Source organism: Nonomuraea turkmeniaca (genome assembly GCF_005889735.1).
Taxonomy (GTDB): Bacteria; Actinomycetota; Actinomycetes; order Streptosporangiales; family Streptosporangiaceae; genus Nonomuraea; species Nonomuraea turkmeniaca.
This window is the reverse complement of sequence record NZ_VCKY01000004.1, coordinates 71132-86420: the sequence shown is the minus strand read 5'-3', so window position 1 is coordinate 86420 and position 15289 is coordinate 71132. Positions and strand designations below refer to the sequence as shown.

The following is a 15289-nucleotide window of genomic DNA, read 5'->3' as shown; positions in this document are numbered from 1 at the left end:
CCACGTACCGCCCGGCGGGAGGCCCGCACGGCCTCCCGCCCTCCCCTCTAGGAGCCGCCTCGTGCCCATCGGTCAGGAGACGCTCACGCTCGCTGCCACGCGCCGTGCCCCGGCGTCCACCAGGCGTCACACCCACCCGATGTGGTTCCTCGTCCCGGCGTTCGCGATCCTTTTCGTCTTCTTCTTCCTGCCGACCGTCTTCAACTTCATCTACGCCTTCACCGACTGGTCCAGCTTCAAGAGCGACATCCGCCCCGTCGGATTCGACAACTTCAGCTTCCTGCTGTCGGACGGCACGCTGTTCGGCGCGCTGCGCATCACCGTGATCTACGCGGCCCTCGTCGCGCTCTTCCAGAACCTGTTCGGGTTCGGCCTGGCCGTGCTGCTGGAGAAGGACACCTGGCTCAACCGTGCCGCGCGCCTGGTCTTCCTCGTCCCCGTGCTGATGTCCGCGCTGGCCGTCGGGTACGTCTTCCAGGCCCTGCTCAAGCCGGACGGCAGCGTCAACGATCTGCTGTCGGCGCTGACCGGGCAGCAGGTGAGCATCGCCTGGCTGGGCAGCACCACCTGGACGCTCGTGCTGGCCGCGGTCATCCACGCCTGGAAATGGATGGGCCTGTCCATGCTCATCTACCTGGCCGGGCTCAAGACCATCCCCGAGGACGTCACCGAGGCCGCCCGCATCGACGGCGCCTCCGGCTGGCAGGCGTTCTGGTCGGTCCGCTTCCCCCTGCTGGCTCCGGCCGTCACGTTCAACGTCGCCACGTCGCTGCTCGGCTCCATGAACGGCTTCGACATCGTCCAGGCGCTCACCGGCGGCGGGCCCGCACGCAGCACCGAGATCCTCAACATCTTCATCTACCGCACGTTCGGCCAGGGGCTGTTCGCGCAGGCCACGACCATGAGCCTGGTGTTGTTCCTCATGGTGGCCCTGCTGGCGTTCCCCGTCATCCGGATTCTGCGCAAGAGGGAGGAAATCCTGTGACAGTTCAAGTCTTCGGCAGTACGGTGCGCAGCCGCGTGCCCGCGCCGGGCTCGCGCGGGATCGCCGCCCGGCTACGGCCCTTCGCCGTCGTCGTGCTCGTCGGCCTCGTGATGGGCATGCCGCTGTGGCTGGTCGTCGTCACCGCGGGCAAGTCGCAGGGCGAGGCCCTCTCGCCGGACCTGTCCCTGCCGTCGCAGTGGCAGTTGTGGGACAACCTCGCCCAGGTCTGGCAGCAGGGGGAGGTCCCCACGGCGTTCTTCGGCAGCCTGCTCGTCGTCGCGCCGTCCGTGGCGCTGGTGCTGACGCTCGGCTCGATGGCCTCCTGGGTGCTGGCCCGCCGCACGAGCAGGCTCAACGCCGTGTTGTACGCACTGGCGATCAGCGGCATCGTGCTGCCGCCCGCCGTCGTCACCATCGTGCTGCTGCTGCGCCAGCTCGGCCTGGCCGGCAGCCCGGTCGGCATGATCGGCGTCTACACCGGCATCTACATGTCCACCGTGATCTTCTTCGTCACCGGCTTCGTCCGCACCGTGCCGCTGTCGCTCGAAGAGGCCGCTCGCATGGACGGTGCGGGGCCCGTGCGGGTGTTCGTGTCGGTCATCCTGCCGCTGCTGCGGCCGGTGCTGGCCACCGCGACCATCCTCATCTGCCTGTACGTGTGGAACGACGTCTTCTACGCGTTCTTCGTCATCGGCGGCCGGCTCGACACGCTGCCGCTGAACCTGTTCCAGGTCGCCAACGCGGGGCTCTACCTCAACAACTGGCACCTGATCTTCGCCTACATCATCCTGATGAGCCTGCCGCTGCTGATCGTCTTCGCGGTCGCCCAGCGGAAGATCATCTCCGGCATCACGGGTGGGGCGGTGAAGTAGTCACGCCATCCACAGGCTCACGGCCAGGCCGAGGCCGGCCAGGGCGATGGCGAAACGCAGCGGGCGCTCCGGCAGCCGCCGCACGACCTTCGGGCCGAGCCAGCTGCCCACCAGGCAGCCGCACGACAGCGCACCGGCGGCCAGCCAGTGAACCGGGGCCAGGAACGCGTACGCGACGGCGGCCGTGATGTTGGCGGCGCCGGTGGCCATGTTCTTGACCGCGTTGGTGACCGGCAGCGGCTCGGTGACGCCGGCGCAGAGCACGGCCAGCATGATGACGCCGGAGGCCGCGCCGAAGTAGCCGCCGTACACGCCGACCAGCGCCACGGCCACGGCCAGCGGCAGGAACGAGGCGGTCTTGGGCGCCCGCGCGTCGGCCAGGCGCCGCAGCGGGTCCCTGGCCAGCAGCAGCGCCGAGCCGAACGCGATGAGCAACGGGGCGGCGAACTCGAACGCCTTGGCCGGGGTGGCCAGCAGCAGCCAGGCTCCGGCCGTGCCGCCGATGGCGGCCACGACGACCAGCTTGGCGACGCGCCGGCCGTGGCCGCGCAGCTCCTGGCGGGAGCCCGCGGCGGTGCCGACGGTGGTGGAGAACATCGCCACGGTGTTGGTGACGTTGGCGACGACCGGTGGCAGCCCGAAGGCGAGCAGCGCCGGATAGCTGACCAGCGAGGCGAGCCCGCCGATGGAGCCGGCCAGGCCGGAGCCCAGCCCTGCTGCGATCAGCAGGGCCACGGAGAGAAGATCCAACTGTCAGACCCACCCGGGTGCGGACAGATCCATCGGGGCCATGCGCTCGATGGCCAGCCTGACCTTCTCCATCGCCTCGACGACCTCTTGCTCCCGCTTGCCGTTCAGGCTGGCGATGGGCACCGAGCAGCTGATCGCGTCCGTCGCGGGGGAGCTGTAGCGCAGCGCGAAGCCGAAGCATTTCACGCCGGCGTAGTTCTCCTCGTTGTCGATGGCGTAGCCGCGCTCGCGGGTGAGCTCCAGGTCGCGCCGCAGGGCGTCGTGGTCCACCAGTGTGTTGGGGGTCAGCGGCACGATCGGCTGCGGGATAGGCACCTCGTGCGGCGTGCCGATCCGTTCGGCCAGCAGCGACTTGCCCATGGCGGTGCTGAAGGCGGGCAGCCGGCGGCCCACCCGGCTGAACGGGCGCACGTACCGGCTCGACTCCTTGGTGGCCAGGTAGACGATGTAGTTGCGGTCGAGCCGGCCGAAGTGGATGGTCTCGTCCAGCTGGGCGCTGAGGTCGTTGATGTGCGGCTGCGCGATGCGCAGGTAGGGGTCGGTGTCGAGGTAGGTGGTGCCGGCCAGCAGGGCGCTGATGCCGATGCTGTAGAGGCTGCCGGTCTCGTCGGTGCGGACCCAGCCATGCTCCACGAGGGTGCGGATCAGGGCGTACAGGCTGCTGCGGGGGGCTCCCAGCGCCTCGCTCAGCTCGCGCAGGCGGGCGGGGCGGTTTTGGCGGGAGGCCAGAAGTTCGAGGAGCTCGATGGTCCGCGCCGCGGACTTGACGCTACGCACCCCGCTTTCGGGATGGGTCATTGCACCTCACAGGAGTCTGCGCGCCTCGGTCAAAGTGTTGACACATTACCAAAATGGAGCTTAACTGCCAGCCACATGCTCGGCAATCTACATATGGAGACAGTTTGCCTGCCACGTATACGAGCGAGGAGATATCCGAACGGCTGCGCCGGGGGATGGACAAGGGCGTGCTGTCGTTCCCGCTGACGGCATTCGACGCCGACGGGCGCGTCGATCTGGACGGCTTCCGCGCGCATCTGCGTACGCAGATCGCGGCCGGTCCGGGCGCGGTGTTCCCGTGCTGCGGAACCGGTGAGTTCTTCTCGCTCGCCGAGGACGAGTACGCGACCTTGATCAAGGCGGCCGTCGAGGAGGCGGACGGCGCGCTGCCGGTGGTCGCCGGCGCGGGCTACGGCTGGGCGCAGGCCGCCAGGTTCGCCGCCGCCGCGGAGCGGGCCGGGGCCGACGCCCTGCTCCTGCTGCCGCCGTACCTGGCCGAGACGCCGCAGCGGGGACTGGTCGAGCACGTGCGCCGCGTCGCCGCGAGCACCGCGCTGCCGATCATCGTCTACCAGCGCGCCCAGGTCCGGATCGACGTCGCCACCGTGCCGGCCCTCGCCGAGATCCCCAACGTGATCGGCGTCAAGGACGGCCACTCCGACCTCGACCGGCTGCAGCGCATCAAGCTGGCCGCCCCCAGCGAGTGGCTGTTCTTCAACGGCGCGGCCACCGCCGAGATGCAGGCGCGGGCCTACAGCAGCATCGGCGTGCCGGCCTACTCCTCCGCGGTGCACGCCTTCGCGCCCGAGATCGCCGGGGCCTTCTTCCGCGCGTTCCACGCCGGTGACCAGGTGCGCGTCGACCAGTTGCTCAAGGAGTTCTACGTCCCGCTGGTAGAGCTGCGCGACCAGGGCAGTGGCTACGCGGTCTCCCTGGTCAAGGCCGGAGCCCGGCTGCGCGGCGCGAACGTCGGCTCCGTACGCGCCCCGCTGGTCGACCCGGCGCCCGAGCATCTGCGGGCCCTCGAAGGACTGCTGACCACCGGACTCGCCCTCGCCGCCGCCTAGAAGGAATCCCCACATGTCACGTATCGTCCGGGCGACCGTCACGCCCATCCTGATCAGCGACCCGCCGTTGCTCAATGTGCTCGGCGTGCACCAGCCGTACACGCCGCGCACGATCGTCGAGATCGAGACCGACGACGGCGTCACCGGCATCGGCGAGACCTACGGCGACACCGACTACCTGGACGTCGCGCGCAAGCTCGCCGACGTCCTCCCCGGCCGCGACCTCACCTCCATGAACGGCCTGTACGCCCTGGCGTCCGCGACGCTGACCGGGGCCACGGACGAGGTCAAGGAGTTCGACCCGGCCGGCCTGCGCGGCACCCGCAACAACGAGAAGCTGATCCGCAGCGTGGTGTCCGCCTTCGAGGTGGCCAGCCTCGACGCGCTCGGCAAGACGACCGGGCTGCCGGTGCACTGCCTGCTCGGCGGCAAGGTACGCGACCGCGTCGACTACAGCGGCTACCTGTTCTACCGCTGGGCCGAGCACCCCGATGGCGAGGCGCCCGACGACTGGGACGCCGCCCTCGACCCCGACGGCGTGGTCCGGCAGGCCCAGCGCTTCGCCGACGACTACGGCTTCACCTCCTTCAAGCTCAAGGGCGGCGTGTTCGCGCCCGAGGAGGAGATCGCCGCCGTCAAGGCGCTGGCCAAGGCGTTCCCCGGCTACCCGCTGCGGCTGGACCCCAACGGCGGCTGGTCCGTCGAAGCCAGCGTGCGGGTGGCCGAGGAGGTCGGCGACCTGCTCGAATACATGGAGGACCCGACCGCGGGTGTGGCGGGCATGGCAGAGGTGCGCGAGCGCACCGGCGCGGTGCTGGCCACCAACATGTGCGTCACCACGTTCGGCGAAGTGCCGGAGGCGTTCGCCAAGGACGCCGTCCAGGTCGTGCTCTCCGACCACCACTACTGGGGCGGGCTGCACGCCACCCGCGAGCTGGCGGCGCTCTGCCGCACGTACGGCGTGGGCCTGTCCATGCACTCCAACACCCACCTCGGGATCAGCCTGGCGGCCATGACCCACGTCGCCAGCGTGATCCCCGACCTCAGCTACGCCTGCGACAGCCACCGACCCTGGCAGACCGAGGACGTCATCACCGAGCCGCACCGCTTCACCGGCGGCGCGATCGAGGTCAGCGACGCGCCTGGTCTCGGCGTCGAGCTCGACCGGGACGCGCTGGGCGCGCTGCACGAGCGCTGGCTCGCCCGCCCCGACATGCGTGACAGGGACGACGTCGCCGCGATGCGCAAGGTCCACCCCGACTGGGTTCAGCCCTCACTCCCTCGCTGGTGAAAACGGAGAAAATCATGAGAATCGGCGTACTCCTGGCCGCCGTCGCGCTGGCTGCCTCCGCCTGCGCCGTGCAGGGCGGCAGCTCGGACAAGGGCGCCGCCGCGTCCGGCTACCCGAACAAGCCCGTCGAGTTCACCGTGCCGACGGACCCGGGCGGCAGCACCGACCTGCTCACGCGGGCCCTCGCCAAGAGCATCGAGGAGCCGCTCGGCGCCAAGGCCGTGGTCGTGAACAAGCCCGGCGCCAACGGCAAGATCGCCGGCAAGGACGTGTTCGGCAGCAAGCCGGACGGTTACCGCATCGCCGTGATGCCGCAGTCGTTGTTCGCCATCGGGCCGCTCATGCTCGACGACGCCGACCCGGTCAAGCTCACCGACATGACCTTCATCAAGGGTCTGGCGGTGGAGGACTACGTCCTGGTCGTGCCCGCGGACTCGAAGTACAAGACGCTCAAGGACCTTGTCAGCGCCTCCGACGTCAAGTACGGCACCACCGGCCCGGGCACCGGCAGCCAGCTGTCGCAGACACTGCTGTTCGGCCTGGGCAAGACGAACGCCGCGCCGGTGCCCTTCGACGGCGGCGCGCCGACGGTGACCGCGGTGCTCGGCGGCAAGGTCGACGCCGCCTCCGTGCAGATCGCCGAGGGCTTCAAGCAGGTCCAGGCCGGCAAGATGCGGGCGCTCGCGGTCTTCTCCGACAAGCGTCTCGAGGCCATGCCCGAGGTGCCGACCGCCAAGGAGTCCGGCTACGACGTCGTGGTGGACCAGCGCAGGTTCGTGGCCGGGCCGGCCGGGCTGCCCGCCGAGGTGCGCGACAAGCTGGCCGCGGCCATCGACAAGGCCATCGCCTCGCCCGAATACAACGAGATCCTGAAGGCCAACTACATCGGGCGCTGGGACGCCAACGGTGACCAGGTGGGCGCCCAGCTCAACGAGAGCCTCAAGCGGTTCGAGACCCTGGCCAAGGACCTCGGCATCGACCTGAAGGCGCAGCAGCAGTGAGCTACGAGCGTCGGCTGAACGTGGTGGCCGCGCTGGTCCCGCTGGTCATCGGCGTGGCGGCCGCGATCATGTCATGGAACCTGGGGGTCGGCAGCCTGTCGGCCCCCGGGCCGGGCATGTGGCCGCTGGTGGTCAGCGTCGCCATGGTGATCACGGCCGCGGTGCTGGTGCTCCAGTCGCGGCCCCGCGGCGACGAGGAACGGTTCACCAAGGACGTCGTGACGGTCGCCATCGCGGCCGCCTCGCTGATCGGGTACGCGTTCCTGTTCGAGCTCGTCGGCTTCGAGGTGCCGACCATCGCGCTGCTCGTCCTGTGGCTCAAGGGGCTCGGCAGGGAGAGCTGGCCGGTGACCGCCGTGGTCTCGGTCGTCGCGACGGCGGCGCTCTACCTGCTGTTCATCACAGGGCTCGGAGTGTCGCTGCCCCACATCATCCAACTGTGAGAGCGGACATGGACTTCCTCTCCCCGGTGATCGCCGGATTCGGCGTGGTCTTCCAGCCGGAGAACCTCTTCTACTGCCTGCTCGGGGTCACGCTCGGCATGCTGATCGGGGTGCTGCCCGGGCTCGGGCCCGCGGCCACCATCGCGGTGCTGCTGCCGATCACGTACAACATCGAGCCGACCGCGGCCATCATCATGCTCGCCGGCATCTTCTACGGCGCCCAGTACGGCGGCACCATCACCTCGGTGCTGCTGCGCCTGCCCGGCGAGGCGTCCAGCGTGGTCACCGCCATCGACGGCCACGCGCTGGCCCGGCAGGGCCGGGCCGGCTCCGCGCTCGGCATCGCCGCCATCGGCTCCTTCATCGGCGGCACGGTCGCGATCATCGGCCTGACGTTCGTGGCGCCGCTGGTGGCCGGCTTCGCGCTGGACTTCGGGCCGTCGGAGTACACCGCGCTGGCCCTGCTCGGCATCCTGCTGATCACCACGCTCGGCACCGGATCGCCGCTCAAGAGCATCCTCATGGCCACGGTCGGGCTGCTGCTGGCCACCATCGGGCAGGACCCGCTGGAGGGCGTCTCCCGCCTGACCTTCGGCGTCGACCAGCTGCTCGACGGGATCGACTTCGTCATCGTCGCGATGGGCCTGTTCGGCGTCGGCGAGATCCTCTACAACCTGGAGTCGCTGCGCAAGCCCGCGGAGCCGGCCGCGGCCGTCGGCTCGGTCTACCCCTCCCGCGCGGAGCTCCGCGAGTCCAAGGGTGCGATCACCCGGGGCTCGGTGCTCGGGTTCCTGCTCGGCATCCTGCCGGGCGGCGGCGCGACCATGTCGTCCATGGTCGCCTACGCCGTGGAGAAGCGGGCCAGCAAACAGCCGGAGAAGTTCGGCAAGGGCGCCATCCAGGGCGTCGCCGGGCCGGAGACCGCCAACAACGCCGCCGCGACCTCGTCGTTCATCCCGCTGCTGACGCTCGGCATCCCGGCGAACGCCACCATGGCGATCATGTTCGGGGCGCTGCTCATCCAGGGCATCACGCCCGGCCCGGCACTGGTGGCGGAGAAGCCCGACCTGTTCTGGGGCGTGGTCAACTCCATGTACGTCGGCAACCTGCTGTTGCTGGCCATGAGCATGCCGCTGATCGGGGTGTTCGTCCGTATCCTGCGGGTGCGGCAGGCCATCCTGGCCCCGCTGACGATCCTCGTCACCATGATCGGCGTCTACACCGTCCGGATGAGCGTCTTCGACATGTTCATCATGGTCGGTCTTGGTGTGGTCGGTTACCTGATGAAGAAGGCCGGCTTCGAGCCCGGGCCGCTCGTGCTGGCGTTCGTGCTCGGCGGCCTGCTCGAGTCGTCGTTCCGGCGGTCGATGCGGATCTTCGGCGGCGACGTGACCGGGTTCCTCACCCAGCCCATCACCGCCACGCTGCTCGCCGTGATCGTCCTGATCGTCGTCGTGCCCCCGGTCCTGCGCCTGTCCAAGCGGAAGCGGCAGCGGCAGGAGGAGAACGTGGCGGCCTGAGGCAAGCACTCCTTCCTCCGCGACGTGGCATCGCCGGTGCTGACCGCCGGCGGCTAGACCCCGGGATGTTCGATGTGCTCCGGCCGCACTCCCATCCCGATGAAGCGCCCCATCAGGTGGCGTAGCGGCGGCAGCGCCTTGAAGACGGTGAAGATCGGCGGCACGTGCCCGGCCGTGTCGTCCGCCGTCTCCTTCGGGTAGAGGTCGCGGAGGATCCCGACCTGGAACGCCTGGGTCACGCGGACGGCCCGTTCCCGGCGTGCCTGCACCCTGGCGAGGTCGGCGTCGCTCGGAACGTCCGCCCCCCGCAGGATGGGACCGAGCAGGTTGACGGTGGCGACCGCGTCCTGGACGGCCAGGTTGATGCCCACGCCGCCCGCCGGAGACATGGCGTGGGCGGCGTCACCGATGCAGAGCAACCCCGGCCGGTGCCACCGCCGCAGCCGGTCGACCCGGACGGTCAGCTGGTGGATCTGGTCCCAGTCACCGAGCAGCGCGACGCGGTCGCTCAGAGCCGGCGCCAGGCCCGCCACCCGCTCGCGGAACGCGCTCATCCCGGCCGTCTTGAGCTCCTCGGAGGCCCCTGGCGGGATCGTGTAGGCGAGCTGCCAGAACTCCCCGCGGTCGATGGCGACCAGGGCCCCCTTGCCGCCCTGGAAGAAGGGCACTTGATCGTCTTCGCGGCGCGGCAGACGGAACCACAGCACGTCCATGGGCGGCGAACTCGCCGTGGCCTCCAGCCCGGCCTGGTCACGGAGCGTCGAGTGGCGGCCGTCCGCCCCGATCACCAGGTCGGCCCGTACCTCGAGCGGGCCGTCGGCGGTGGTCGCCCGGACCCCGGCGACGCGCCCGTCCTCCACGATCAGCTCCGTCGCTCTCGTGCTGCGCAGCAGGCGGAAGGAGGGGTACGCGGCGGCCTTGCCGGCCAGGAAGTCCAGCACGTCCCACTGGGGCATGAAGGCGATGTACGGGCATCGCGCGGGCAGCCTGCTGAAGTCGGCGAAGGTGACGGCCCGGCCGCCGATGCTCACGGTGACGTCGGGCATCCTGCTGTGCGGCAGGCTCAGGAACTCCTCGATCCAGCCCAGCTCCGCGATCAGCTCCAGCGTGGAGGGATGGACGGTGTCGCCCCTGAAGTCCCTGAGGAAGTCGGCGTGCTTCTCCAGGACGATCACCTCGACCCCCTGGCGGGCCAGCAACAACCCGGCCATCATCCCGGCCGGGCCGCCGCCGACCACGCAACATCTGGTGCTCTCCGTACGCATGACGTTTCACCCTTCCTCGGGGAACAACAGCTGGACCAGCCGTGCGACGTCGACCGGGGTGCCCGTCCGGCGGTTCACGGCAACGGTGGCGAGCAAGGTCTTGGCCGCCGTCGCGACGTCGTGGGGGCGCAACTCGCCGGCCGCGATGCGGACGGTGAGGAAATCGCCGACCAGCCGCTGCCCTTCGGCCATCAGCTCGGCCAGCGCGGCGCGCGCCTGGGTGGTGCCGAAGAACACGGCCACGAGGTCGGCGTTCTCGGTGAGCAGGCGGTCGAACGCGGCCAGCAACTCGGTCAGCACCTGCCTGGCCGGGCGTGTGCCGTGGTCGGCGGTCAGCAGCTCGCGTAGGCGCGGCAGGAAGCCGCGCTCCGCCAGCAGCGCTTGGACCAGGGCCTCCTTGCTGTCGAAGTAGCGGTAGAGCAGGCCGGGCGTCGCTCCCGCCGCGGCGGCGAGGTCCTTGACGGAGGCGCCGTCGACGCCTTTCGCGGCGAAGACGGTCAATGCCGCGTCGAGCAGCTGCTCGCGCCGCCATTCCGCCTGCTCCTTCCGGGTTCTGGCCATGTCCGCCGTTCCTTCATTGAATAAACGTTTACTCAACAAGATAGCCGTGCATGGTGGGAGAGGCAAGGGAGATCGACTCGGCCCGACGCGGGCGCGCCGCCTCTGCGGGAGCCGGCGCTCCCCGTCGGAGGTGCCCGCTAGGGACGAAGGGGGAGCTCGTCGAGCACGGCTGCGGCGAGCTTCGCCGCAGTGGGCTCGTAGCGGCGGGCCAGTGTGTGGAACAGCGTCTCCGCGCGGATCGCCGGCCAGTCGGCGGGCAGGTGCTCGGCCGGGAGGCGCGGGTCCTGGCGGACGAGTTGCAGCCAGTCGGTGTGCAGCAGCAACTGCCTGGCCAGGTCGTCGGCGGCGGACGGCAGCGGGTGCGCGGTGTCCCAGCGGTCGAGGAAGGCTCGGTACCGTTCGGCGATCTGGTCGGTGTCGAAAGCCTTGCGCACCAGGTCGGCCGACTCGGTCGGCCTGAACGCCCGCGCCTGCAGCACCGTCACGTTGTCGCCGAGACCGAGTGCGGCGAGCACCGACTCCACGTCCTTCGTGCCGGGAGCGATCCACAACCCGCCCTGCAGCAGCCCGAACCCGGACCAGATGAGCTGGGAGCGCAGGTCGTGGCGGGTGCTGCGCTCACTGCCCGGCAGTGAGAAACCGACCAGCGTCCAGGTGCCGTCCCAGTCGCGGTTGATCGCGCCGGTCTCCCAGACATGTCTGCGCCCGTCGTCGAGCACCTCCGTGGCATGCGGGGTGAGCCCGAAGTAGACCTTCTTCCCCTGGCGGTGCCTGGCCAGCAGGTTGCGCTTGACCATGCGGGTGAGCGTCGAGCGCACCGCCTCCTCGGACACGCCCAGGCGGGCGAAGACGTCGATGACGCTGCCCGAGTAGACCGCGGTGTCGCGCTCCAGCACGTAGATGCCGAGAAAGCTGAACATCAGCGACTGCGGGCGCGCAGCCGGCAGCTGATGCGGCTGGTCCTGCTCATCCTCGTGCTTCACACGCCTGAGCGTAGACGGAGCAGCGATGCCGGGCAAAGTCTTGACGAAGGTTGAAATTATGCCCAACGTAGTGGGCATCAGATTGGTGAGCCTGAAGTTGGGCAAAACTTTGACCTGGGTCACGAGGCTGCCCTACATTGGCCGACGTCGGTGGAACTTTGCGGTGTTTGGGGTGGAATAGATGGATTTGTCGGGCAAGGTGGCTGTGGTCACCGGGGCCGGTCGCGGTCTCGGCCGGGCGTACGCGGAGGCGCTCGGCGCCGCGGGCGCGGCGGTCGTCGTCAACGACGTGGACGCCGCGGCGGCCTCGGAGGTGGCCGAGGCCGTCGTCGCCGCAGGTGGCAAGGCCGTGGTCGAGGCAGGCGCGGTCGGCGGGTCCGAGGTCGCGCAGCGGCTGGTGGACACCGCGGTCAAGGTGTTCGGCCGGCTCGACGTCATGGTGACCAACGCCGGCATCCTGCGGGACCGGGTCCTGTGGAAGATGTCCGACGAGGACTTCGACGCGGTCGTCGAGGTGCACCTGCGGGGCACGTTCACCTGCGCCCGCGCGGCGGCCGTCCGCATGCGCGAGCAGGGCGAGGGCGGCCGGCTGATCCTGATCTCCTCGCCGGCCGGCCAGCGCGGCAACTTCGGCCAGACCAACTACGCCGCCGCCAAGGCCGGCATCGTGGCCATGGCCCGCACCTGGGCCCTGGAGCTGGCCAGGGCGAACATCACGGTGAACGCCGTCGTCCCGGTCGCGGCCACCGAGATGACCAAGACGATCCCGGTCTTCGCGCCGATCCTGGAGGAGGCCGAGCGCACCGGCGACCCGCTGCCGGACTGGGTGCGGAAGGACGAGGGACTCGGCACGGTCGAGGACGTGGCCGGGCTCATCGTCTACCTCGCCTCGGACGCCTCGGCCGGCGTCACCGGGCAGGCCGTCGGCATCGGCGGCGACAAGCTGACCCTCTGGTCGCACCCCCAGGAGAAGGCCGTCGCCATCACCGACGGCGGTTGGCCCGCCGATGCCATCGCCGCCTATTGGGACGGCGGCGCCGGGTTCGAACCGGAGACGTACGGCATCCCCGCCCCCAAGGGGGCCTGACATGGACGTCGACAGCCTGGTCGCGATCGACGTCCACACCCACGCCGAGGTCTCCAAGGACGGGCACGGCTCGCTCAGCCCGGAGTTGTTCGGGGCGTCGGCGGACTACTTCGGCGCGCACGAGCGGCCGACCATCGCGCAGATGGCCGCCTACTACCGGGAGCGGCAGATGGCCGCGGTGGTGTTCACGGTGGACGCCGAGCACGCCACCGGCCATCGCCGCATCTCCAACGAGGAGATCGCCGAGAGCTGCGCCGAGCACTCTGACGTGCTCATCCCGTTCGCCAGCGTCGACCCGTGGAAGGGCCGGGCAGGCGTCCGCGAGGCCCGCCGCCTGGTCACCGAGTACGGCGTGCGCGGCTTCAAGTTCCACCCCAGCATCCAGGGCTTCGCCCCCGACGACCCGATGGCCTACCCCCTGTACGAGGTGATCGAGGAGCTCGGCGCGGTGGCCCTGTTCCACACCGGCCAGACCGGCATCGGCGCGGGCGTGCCCGGCGGCGCCGGCATCCGGCTGAAGTACTCCAACCCGATGCTGGTCGACGATGTCGCCGTCGACTTCCCGCACCTGAAGATCATCCTGGCGCATCCGTCGTTCCCCTGGCAGGACGAGGCCCTGGCGGTCGCCACACACAAGCCGTCGGTGTACATCGACCTGTCCGGCTGGTCGCCGAAGTACTTCCCGCCGCAGCTCGTCCGCTACGCCAACACGCTGCTCAAGGACAAGGTGCTGTTCGGCTCGGACTACCCGGTGATCACCCCGGACCGGTGGCTGGCGGACTTCGCCAAGCTCGACATCAAGCCCGAGGTCCGCCCCAAGATCCTCAAAGACAACGCCGCGCGCCTGCTCGGCCTGACCCCCAAGGAGACACAGCCATGACCACCGTCGCGAACGGTCTCACCGAGCTCAAGGCGCTGGCCGGGCAGGAACTCGGCCACAGCCGCTGGCTGGAGATCACCCAGGACCGGGTGAACACCTTCGCCGACGCCACCAACGACCACCAGTGGATCCACATCGATCCCGAGAAGGCGAAGGACGGCCCGTTCGGCGGCACGATCGCGCACGGCTACCTGACCCTGTCGCTGCTCATCCCGCTGTTCACCGAGCTGCTGGACATCCAGGGCATGAAGATGAGCATCAACTACGGCCTGGACAAGGTCCGCTTCCCCAGTCCGGTCAGGGTCGGGAGCAAGATCCGCCTTGCCGCCAAGGTCGCCGAGGTCGAGGAGGTCCCCGGCGACGGCGTCCAGATGTCGCTCGACTTCACCGTGGAGATCGACGGCGCGGCCAAGCCCGCGTGCGTCGCCCGTGCCGTCTACCGGCACTACGCCTGACCCTTCTAGGTGTGAGGAGCCCCCCACTCATGTCCAATCCCGTCCAGCTGCGCCGCGCGGTGGCATCGAGCTTCCTCGGCAGCGTCATCGAGTACTACGACTTCCTCCTGTACGCCACGGCCTCCGCCGTCGTGTTCAACAAGGTCTTCTTCTCCAACCTCGACCCGCTGGTCGCCACGGTGGCCAGCCTGGGCACGTTCGCCACCGGCTACCTGGCCAGGCCGATCGGCGGCGTCGTGTTCGGCCACTTCGGCGACCGGCTGGGCCGCAAGCGCATGCTGGTGCTCACCATGGTGCTGATGGGCGTGGCCAGCTTCCTCATCGGGGTGCTGCCCACGTACGCGCAGGCCGGGGTGCTCGCCCCGATAGCGCTCGTCCTGCTCAGGGTCGTGCAGGGGATCGCGGTCGGCGGCGAGTGGGGCGGTGCGGTGCTCATGTCGGCAGAGCACGCCACCGCACGCCGCGGCCTCTGGGCCAGCTTCACCAACGCCGGCGCACCGTTCGGCATGGTGTTGTCCACCGCCGCGCTGAGCGGCACCGCCGCCGTGCTCGGCAACGAGGCCTTCCTGGCGTGGGGATGGCGGGTGCCGTTCCTCATCAGCATCGTCCTGCTCGCGATCGGCCTGTTCGTCAGGACGCGGGTGGAGGAGACCCCGGTCTTCAGCGCCGCCGTCAAGGAGAGCGCATCCAGGGCTCCGCTGCTGGAGGTGCTGCGCGGGCAGCCCAGGACGCTGCTGCTCGGGGTCGGCGTGGGGCTGGCCGCGTTCGTGGCGCAGGGCACGCTCACCACCTACCTCATCGCGTACGGGGTGCAGGCCGGGTTCGAGCGGCAGACCGTGCTGAACGGGCTGACGCTGTCGTCGGCATTGGCCGTGATCGGCATCCTCGGCTGGTCGGCGCTGTCCGACCGGGTGGGGCGGCGGCCGGTCGTCATCACCGGCGCGCTGATCATGGCGGTGTTCGCGTTCGCCCTGTTCCCGCTGGTGAACACCGGCAGCGCCGGGCTGCTCACCGCCGCGCTCGTCTTCGGCCAGGCCGTCGTGCACCCGATGATGTACGGTCCGCTGGCCGCGCTCTACACCGAGCTGTTCAGCACCCGCACCCGCTACACCGGCGCGTCGCTCGGCTACCAGCTGGCCGGGCTCGGCGCCGGGCTGGCGCCCGTGGTGTTCGCCCAGATCCAGGCGGCCAACGGCGGCGGCGGAACCCTCGTGGTCTCCGCCGTCATCGCCGCCTCGTGCCTGCTGGCCGTGGTCTGCACCTTGGCGCTGAAGGAGACCAGCCGCGGCGATCTGACCGGGGAGTCCGTCCCCGCGGGAGCCCCCAAGACCACCACCTCCTGACAGGAGAGG

Annotated in this window: 16 protein-coding genes; 11 read left to right on the top strand and 5 right to left on the bottom strand. The window is 70.0% G+C overall.

Annotated elements, in window-relative coordinates; all coding sequences use genetic code 11:
- The first annotated feature begins 61 nt into the window (after nt 1–61).
- Both ETD86_RS02190 and ETD86_RS02185 read left to right on the top strand, forming a co-directional pair.
- On the top strand, nt 62–985 hold the full coding sequence (locus ETD86_RS02190) for a carbohydrate ABC transporter permease (protein ID WP_211369772.1): 924 nt from the start codon (nt 62–64) through the stop codon (nt 983–985).
- On the top strand, nt 982–1857 hold the full coding sequence (locus ETD86_RS02185) for a carbohydrate ABC transporter permease (protein ID WP_211369771.1): 876 nt from the start codon (nt 982–984) through the stop codon (nt 1855–1857). Before ETD86_RS02190 ends, ETD86_RS02185 begins: the two co-directional genes overlap by 4 nt.
- On the opposite strand, the gene ETD86_RS02180 is transcribed toward ETD86_RS02185, so the two are convergent.
- Entirely contained in the window at nt 1858–2592 is a 735-nt protein-coding gene (locus ETD86_RS02180) for a sulfite exporter TauE/SafE family protein (protein ID WP_246147530.1), read from the bottom strand.
- Between the two features lie 18 nt (nt 2593–2610).
- Entirely contained in the window at nt 2611–3405 is a 795-nt protein-coding gene (locus tag ETD86_RS02175; protein ID WP_138664362.1) for an IclR family transcriptional regulator, read from the bottom strand.
- Between the two features lie 104 nt (nt 3406–3509).
- Here ETD86_RS02175 and ETD86_RS02170 point away from each other — a divergent pair, with 104 nt between their 5' ends.
- The 5 genes from ETD86_RS02170 to ETD86_RS02150 are packed head-to-tail and all read left to right on the top strand — an operon-like array spanning nt 3510 to nt 8706.
- The gene (locus tag ETD86_RS02170; RefSeq protein WP_281286859.1) at nt 3510–4451 is read left to right on the top strand and encodes a 5-dehydro-4-deoxyglucarate dehydratase; all 942 of its coding nucleotides are present in this window, start codon (nt 3510–3512) and stop codon (nt 4449–4451) included.
- A gap of 13 nt (nt 4452–4464) precedes the next feature.
- Entirely contained in the window at nt 4465–5742 is a 1278-nt protein-coding gene (locus ETD86_RS02165) for a glucarate dehydratase family protein (protein WP_138664360.1), read from the top strand.
- 14 nt (nt 5743–5756) lie between these two features.
- Nucleotides 5757–6743 carry a Bug family tripartite tricarboxylate transporter substrate binding protein gene (locus tag ETD86_RS02160; RefSeq protein WP_138664359.1) on the top strand — a complete coding sequence of 329 codons (987 nt, stop codon included), beginning with the start codon at nt 5757–5759 and terminating at the stop codon, nt 6741–6743.
- A complete protein-coding gene (locus ETD86_RS02155) occupies nt 6740–7186 on the top strand; it encodes a tripartite tricarboxylate transporter TctB family protein (RefSeq protein ID WP_138664358.1) in 447 nt (148 codons plus the stop codon). Before ETD86_RS02160 ends, ETD86_RS02155 begins: the two co-directional genes overlap by 4 nt.
- A complete protein-coding gene (locus ETD86_RS02150; RefSeq protein ID WP_246147528.1) occupies nt 7183–8706 on the top strand; it encodes a tripartite tricarboxylate transporter permease in 1524 nt (507 codons plus the stop codon). Before ETD86_RS02155 ends, ETD86_RS02150 begins: the two co-directional genes overlap by 4 nt.
- A 53-nt stretch (nt 8707–8759) precedes the next feature.
- Here the strand turns inward: ETD86_RS02150 and ETD86_RS02145 are convergent, their stop codons facing one another.
- From ETD86_RS02145 to ETD86_RS02135, 3 genes are all read right to left on the bottom strand, one after another.
- Nucleotides 8760–9971: an FAD-dependent oxidoreductase gene (locus tag ETD86_RS02145; RefSeq protein ID WP_138664357.1), complete on the bottom strand. Its 1212-nt coding sequence runs from the start codon at nt 9969–9971 to the stop codon at nt 8760–8762.
- A 6-nt stretch (nt 9972–9977) separates the two neighbouring features.
- Nucleotides 9978–10532: a TetR/AcrR family transcriptional regulator gene (locus tag ETD86_RS02140; protein ID WP_138664356.1), complete on the bottom strand. Its 555-nt coding sequence runs from the start codon at nt 10530–10532 to the stop codon at nt 9978–9980.
- Between the two features lie 137 nt (nt 10533–10669).
- Nucleotides 10670–11515, bottom strand: a complete 846-nt coding sequence (locus tag ETD86_RS02135) for a PaaX family transcriptional regulator (protein ID WP_246147526.1) — start codon at nt 11513–11515, stop codon at nt 10670–10672.
- A 181-nt stretch (nt 11516–11696) separates the two neighbouring features.
- On the opposite strand from ETD86_RS02135, the gene ETD86_RS02130 reads away from it, so the two are divergent.
- From ETD86_RS02130 to ETD86_RS02115, 4 genes are read left to right on the top strand one after another with little or no spacing between them, the layout of a single operon-like run.
- Nucleotides 11697–12602 carry an SDR family oxidoreductase gene (locus tag ETD86_RS02130; protein ID WP_138664355.1) on the top strand — a complete coding sequence of 302 codons (906 nt, stop codon included), beginning with the start codon at nt 11697–11699 and terminating at the stop codon, nt 12600–12602.
- Between the two features lies 1 nt (nt 12603).
- Entirely contained in the window at nt 12604–13482 is an 879-nt protein-coding gene (locus ETD86_RS02125; RefSeq protein ID WP_138664354.1) for an amidohydrolase family protein, read from the top strand.
- Nucleotides 13479–13937, top strand: a complete 459-nt coding sequence (locus ETD86_RS02120) for a MaoC family dehydratase (protein WP_138664353.1) — start codon at nt 13479–13481, stop codon at nt 13935–13937. The genes ETD86_RS02125 and ETD86_RS02120 overlap by 4 nt, the downstream gene beginning before the upstream one ends.
- Before the next feature lie 29 nt (nt 13938–13966).
- A complete protein-coding gene (locus ETD86_RS02115) occupies nt 13967–15280 on the top strand; it encodes an MFS transporter (RefSeq protein WP_138664352.1) in 1314 nt (437 codons plus the stop codon).
- Nucleotides 15281–15289: the final 9 nt, after the last annotated feature.

Coding starts and splice junctions, on each gene's coding strand:
- ETD86_RS02165 (WP_138664360.1), top strand. CDS start 4,465: ATGTCACGTATCGTCCGGGCGACCGTCACGCCCATCCTGATCAGCGAC.
- ETD86_RS02160 (WP_138664359.1), top strand. CDS start 5,757: ATGAGAATCGGCGTACTCCTGGCCGCCGTCGCGCTGGCTGCCTCCGCC.
- ETD86_RS02125 (WP_138664354.1), top strand. CDS start 12,604: ATGGACGTCGACAGCCTGGTCGCGATCGACGTCCACACCCACGCCGAG.
- ETD86_RS02175 (WP_138664362.1), bottom strand. CDS start 3,405: ATGACCCATCCCGAAAGCGGGGTGCGTAGCGTCAAGTCCGCGGCGCGG.
- ETD86_RS02140 (WP_138664356.1), bottom strand. CDS start 10,532: ATGGCCAGAACCCGGAAGGAGCAGGCGGAATGGCGGCGCGAGCAGCTG.
- ETD86_RS02115 (WP_138664352.1), top strand. CDS start 13,967: ATGTCCAATCCCGTCCAGCTGCGCCGCGCGGTGGCATCGAGCTTCCTC.
- ETD86_RS02130 (WP_138664355.1), top strand. CDS start 11,697: ATGGATTTGTCGGGCAAGGTGGCTGTGGTCACCGGGGCCGGTCGCGGT.
- ETD86_RS02145 (WP_138664357.1), bottom strand. CDS start 9,971: ATGCGTACGGAGAGCACCAGATGTTGCGTGGTCGGCGGCGGCCCGGCC.
- ETD86_RS02120 (WP_138664353.1), top strand. CDS start 13,479: ATGACCACCGTCGCGAACGGTCTCACCGAGCTCAAGGCGCTGGCCGGG.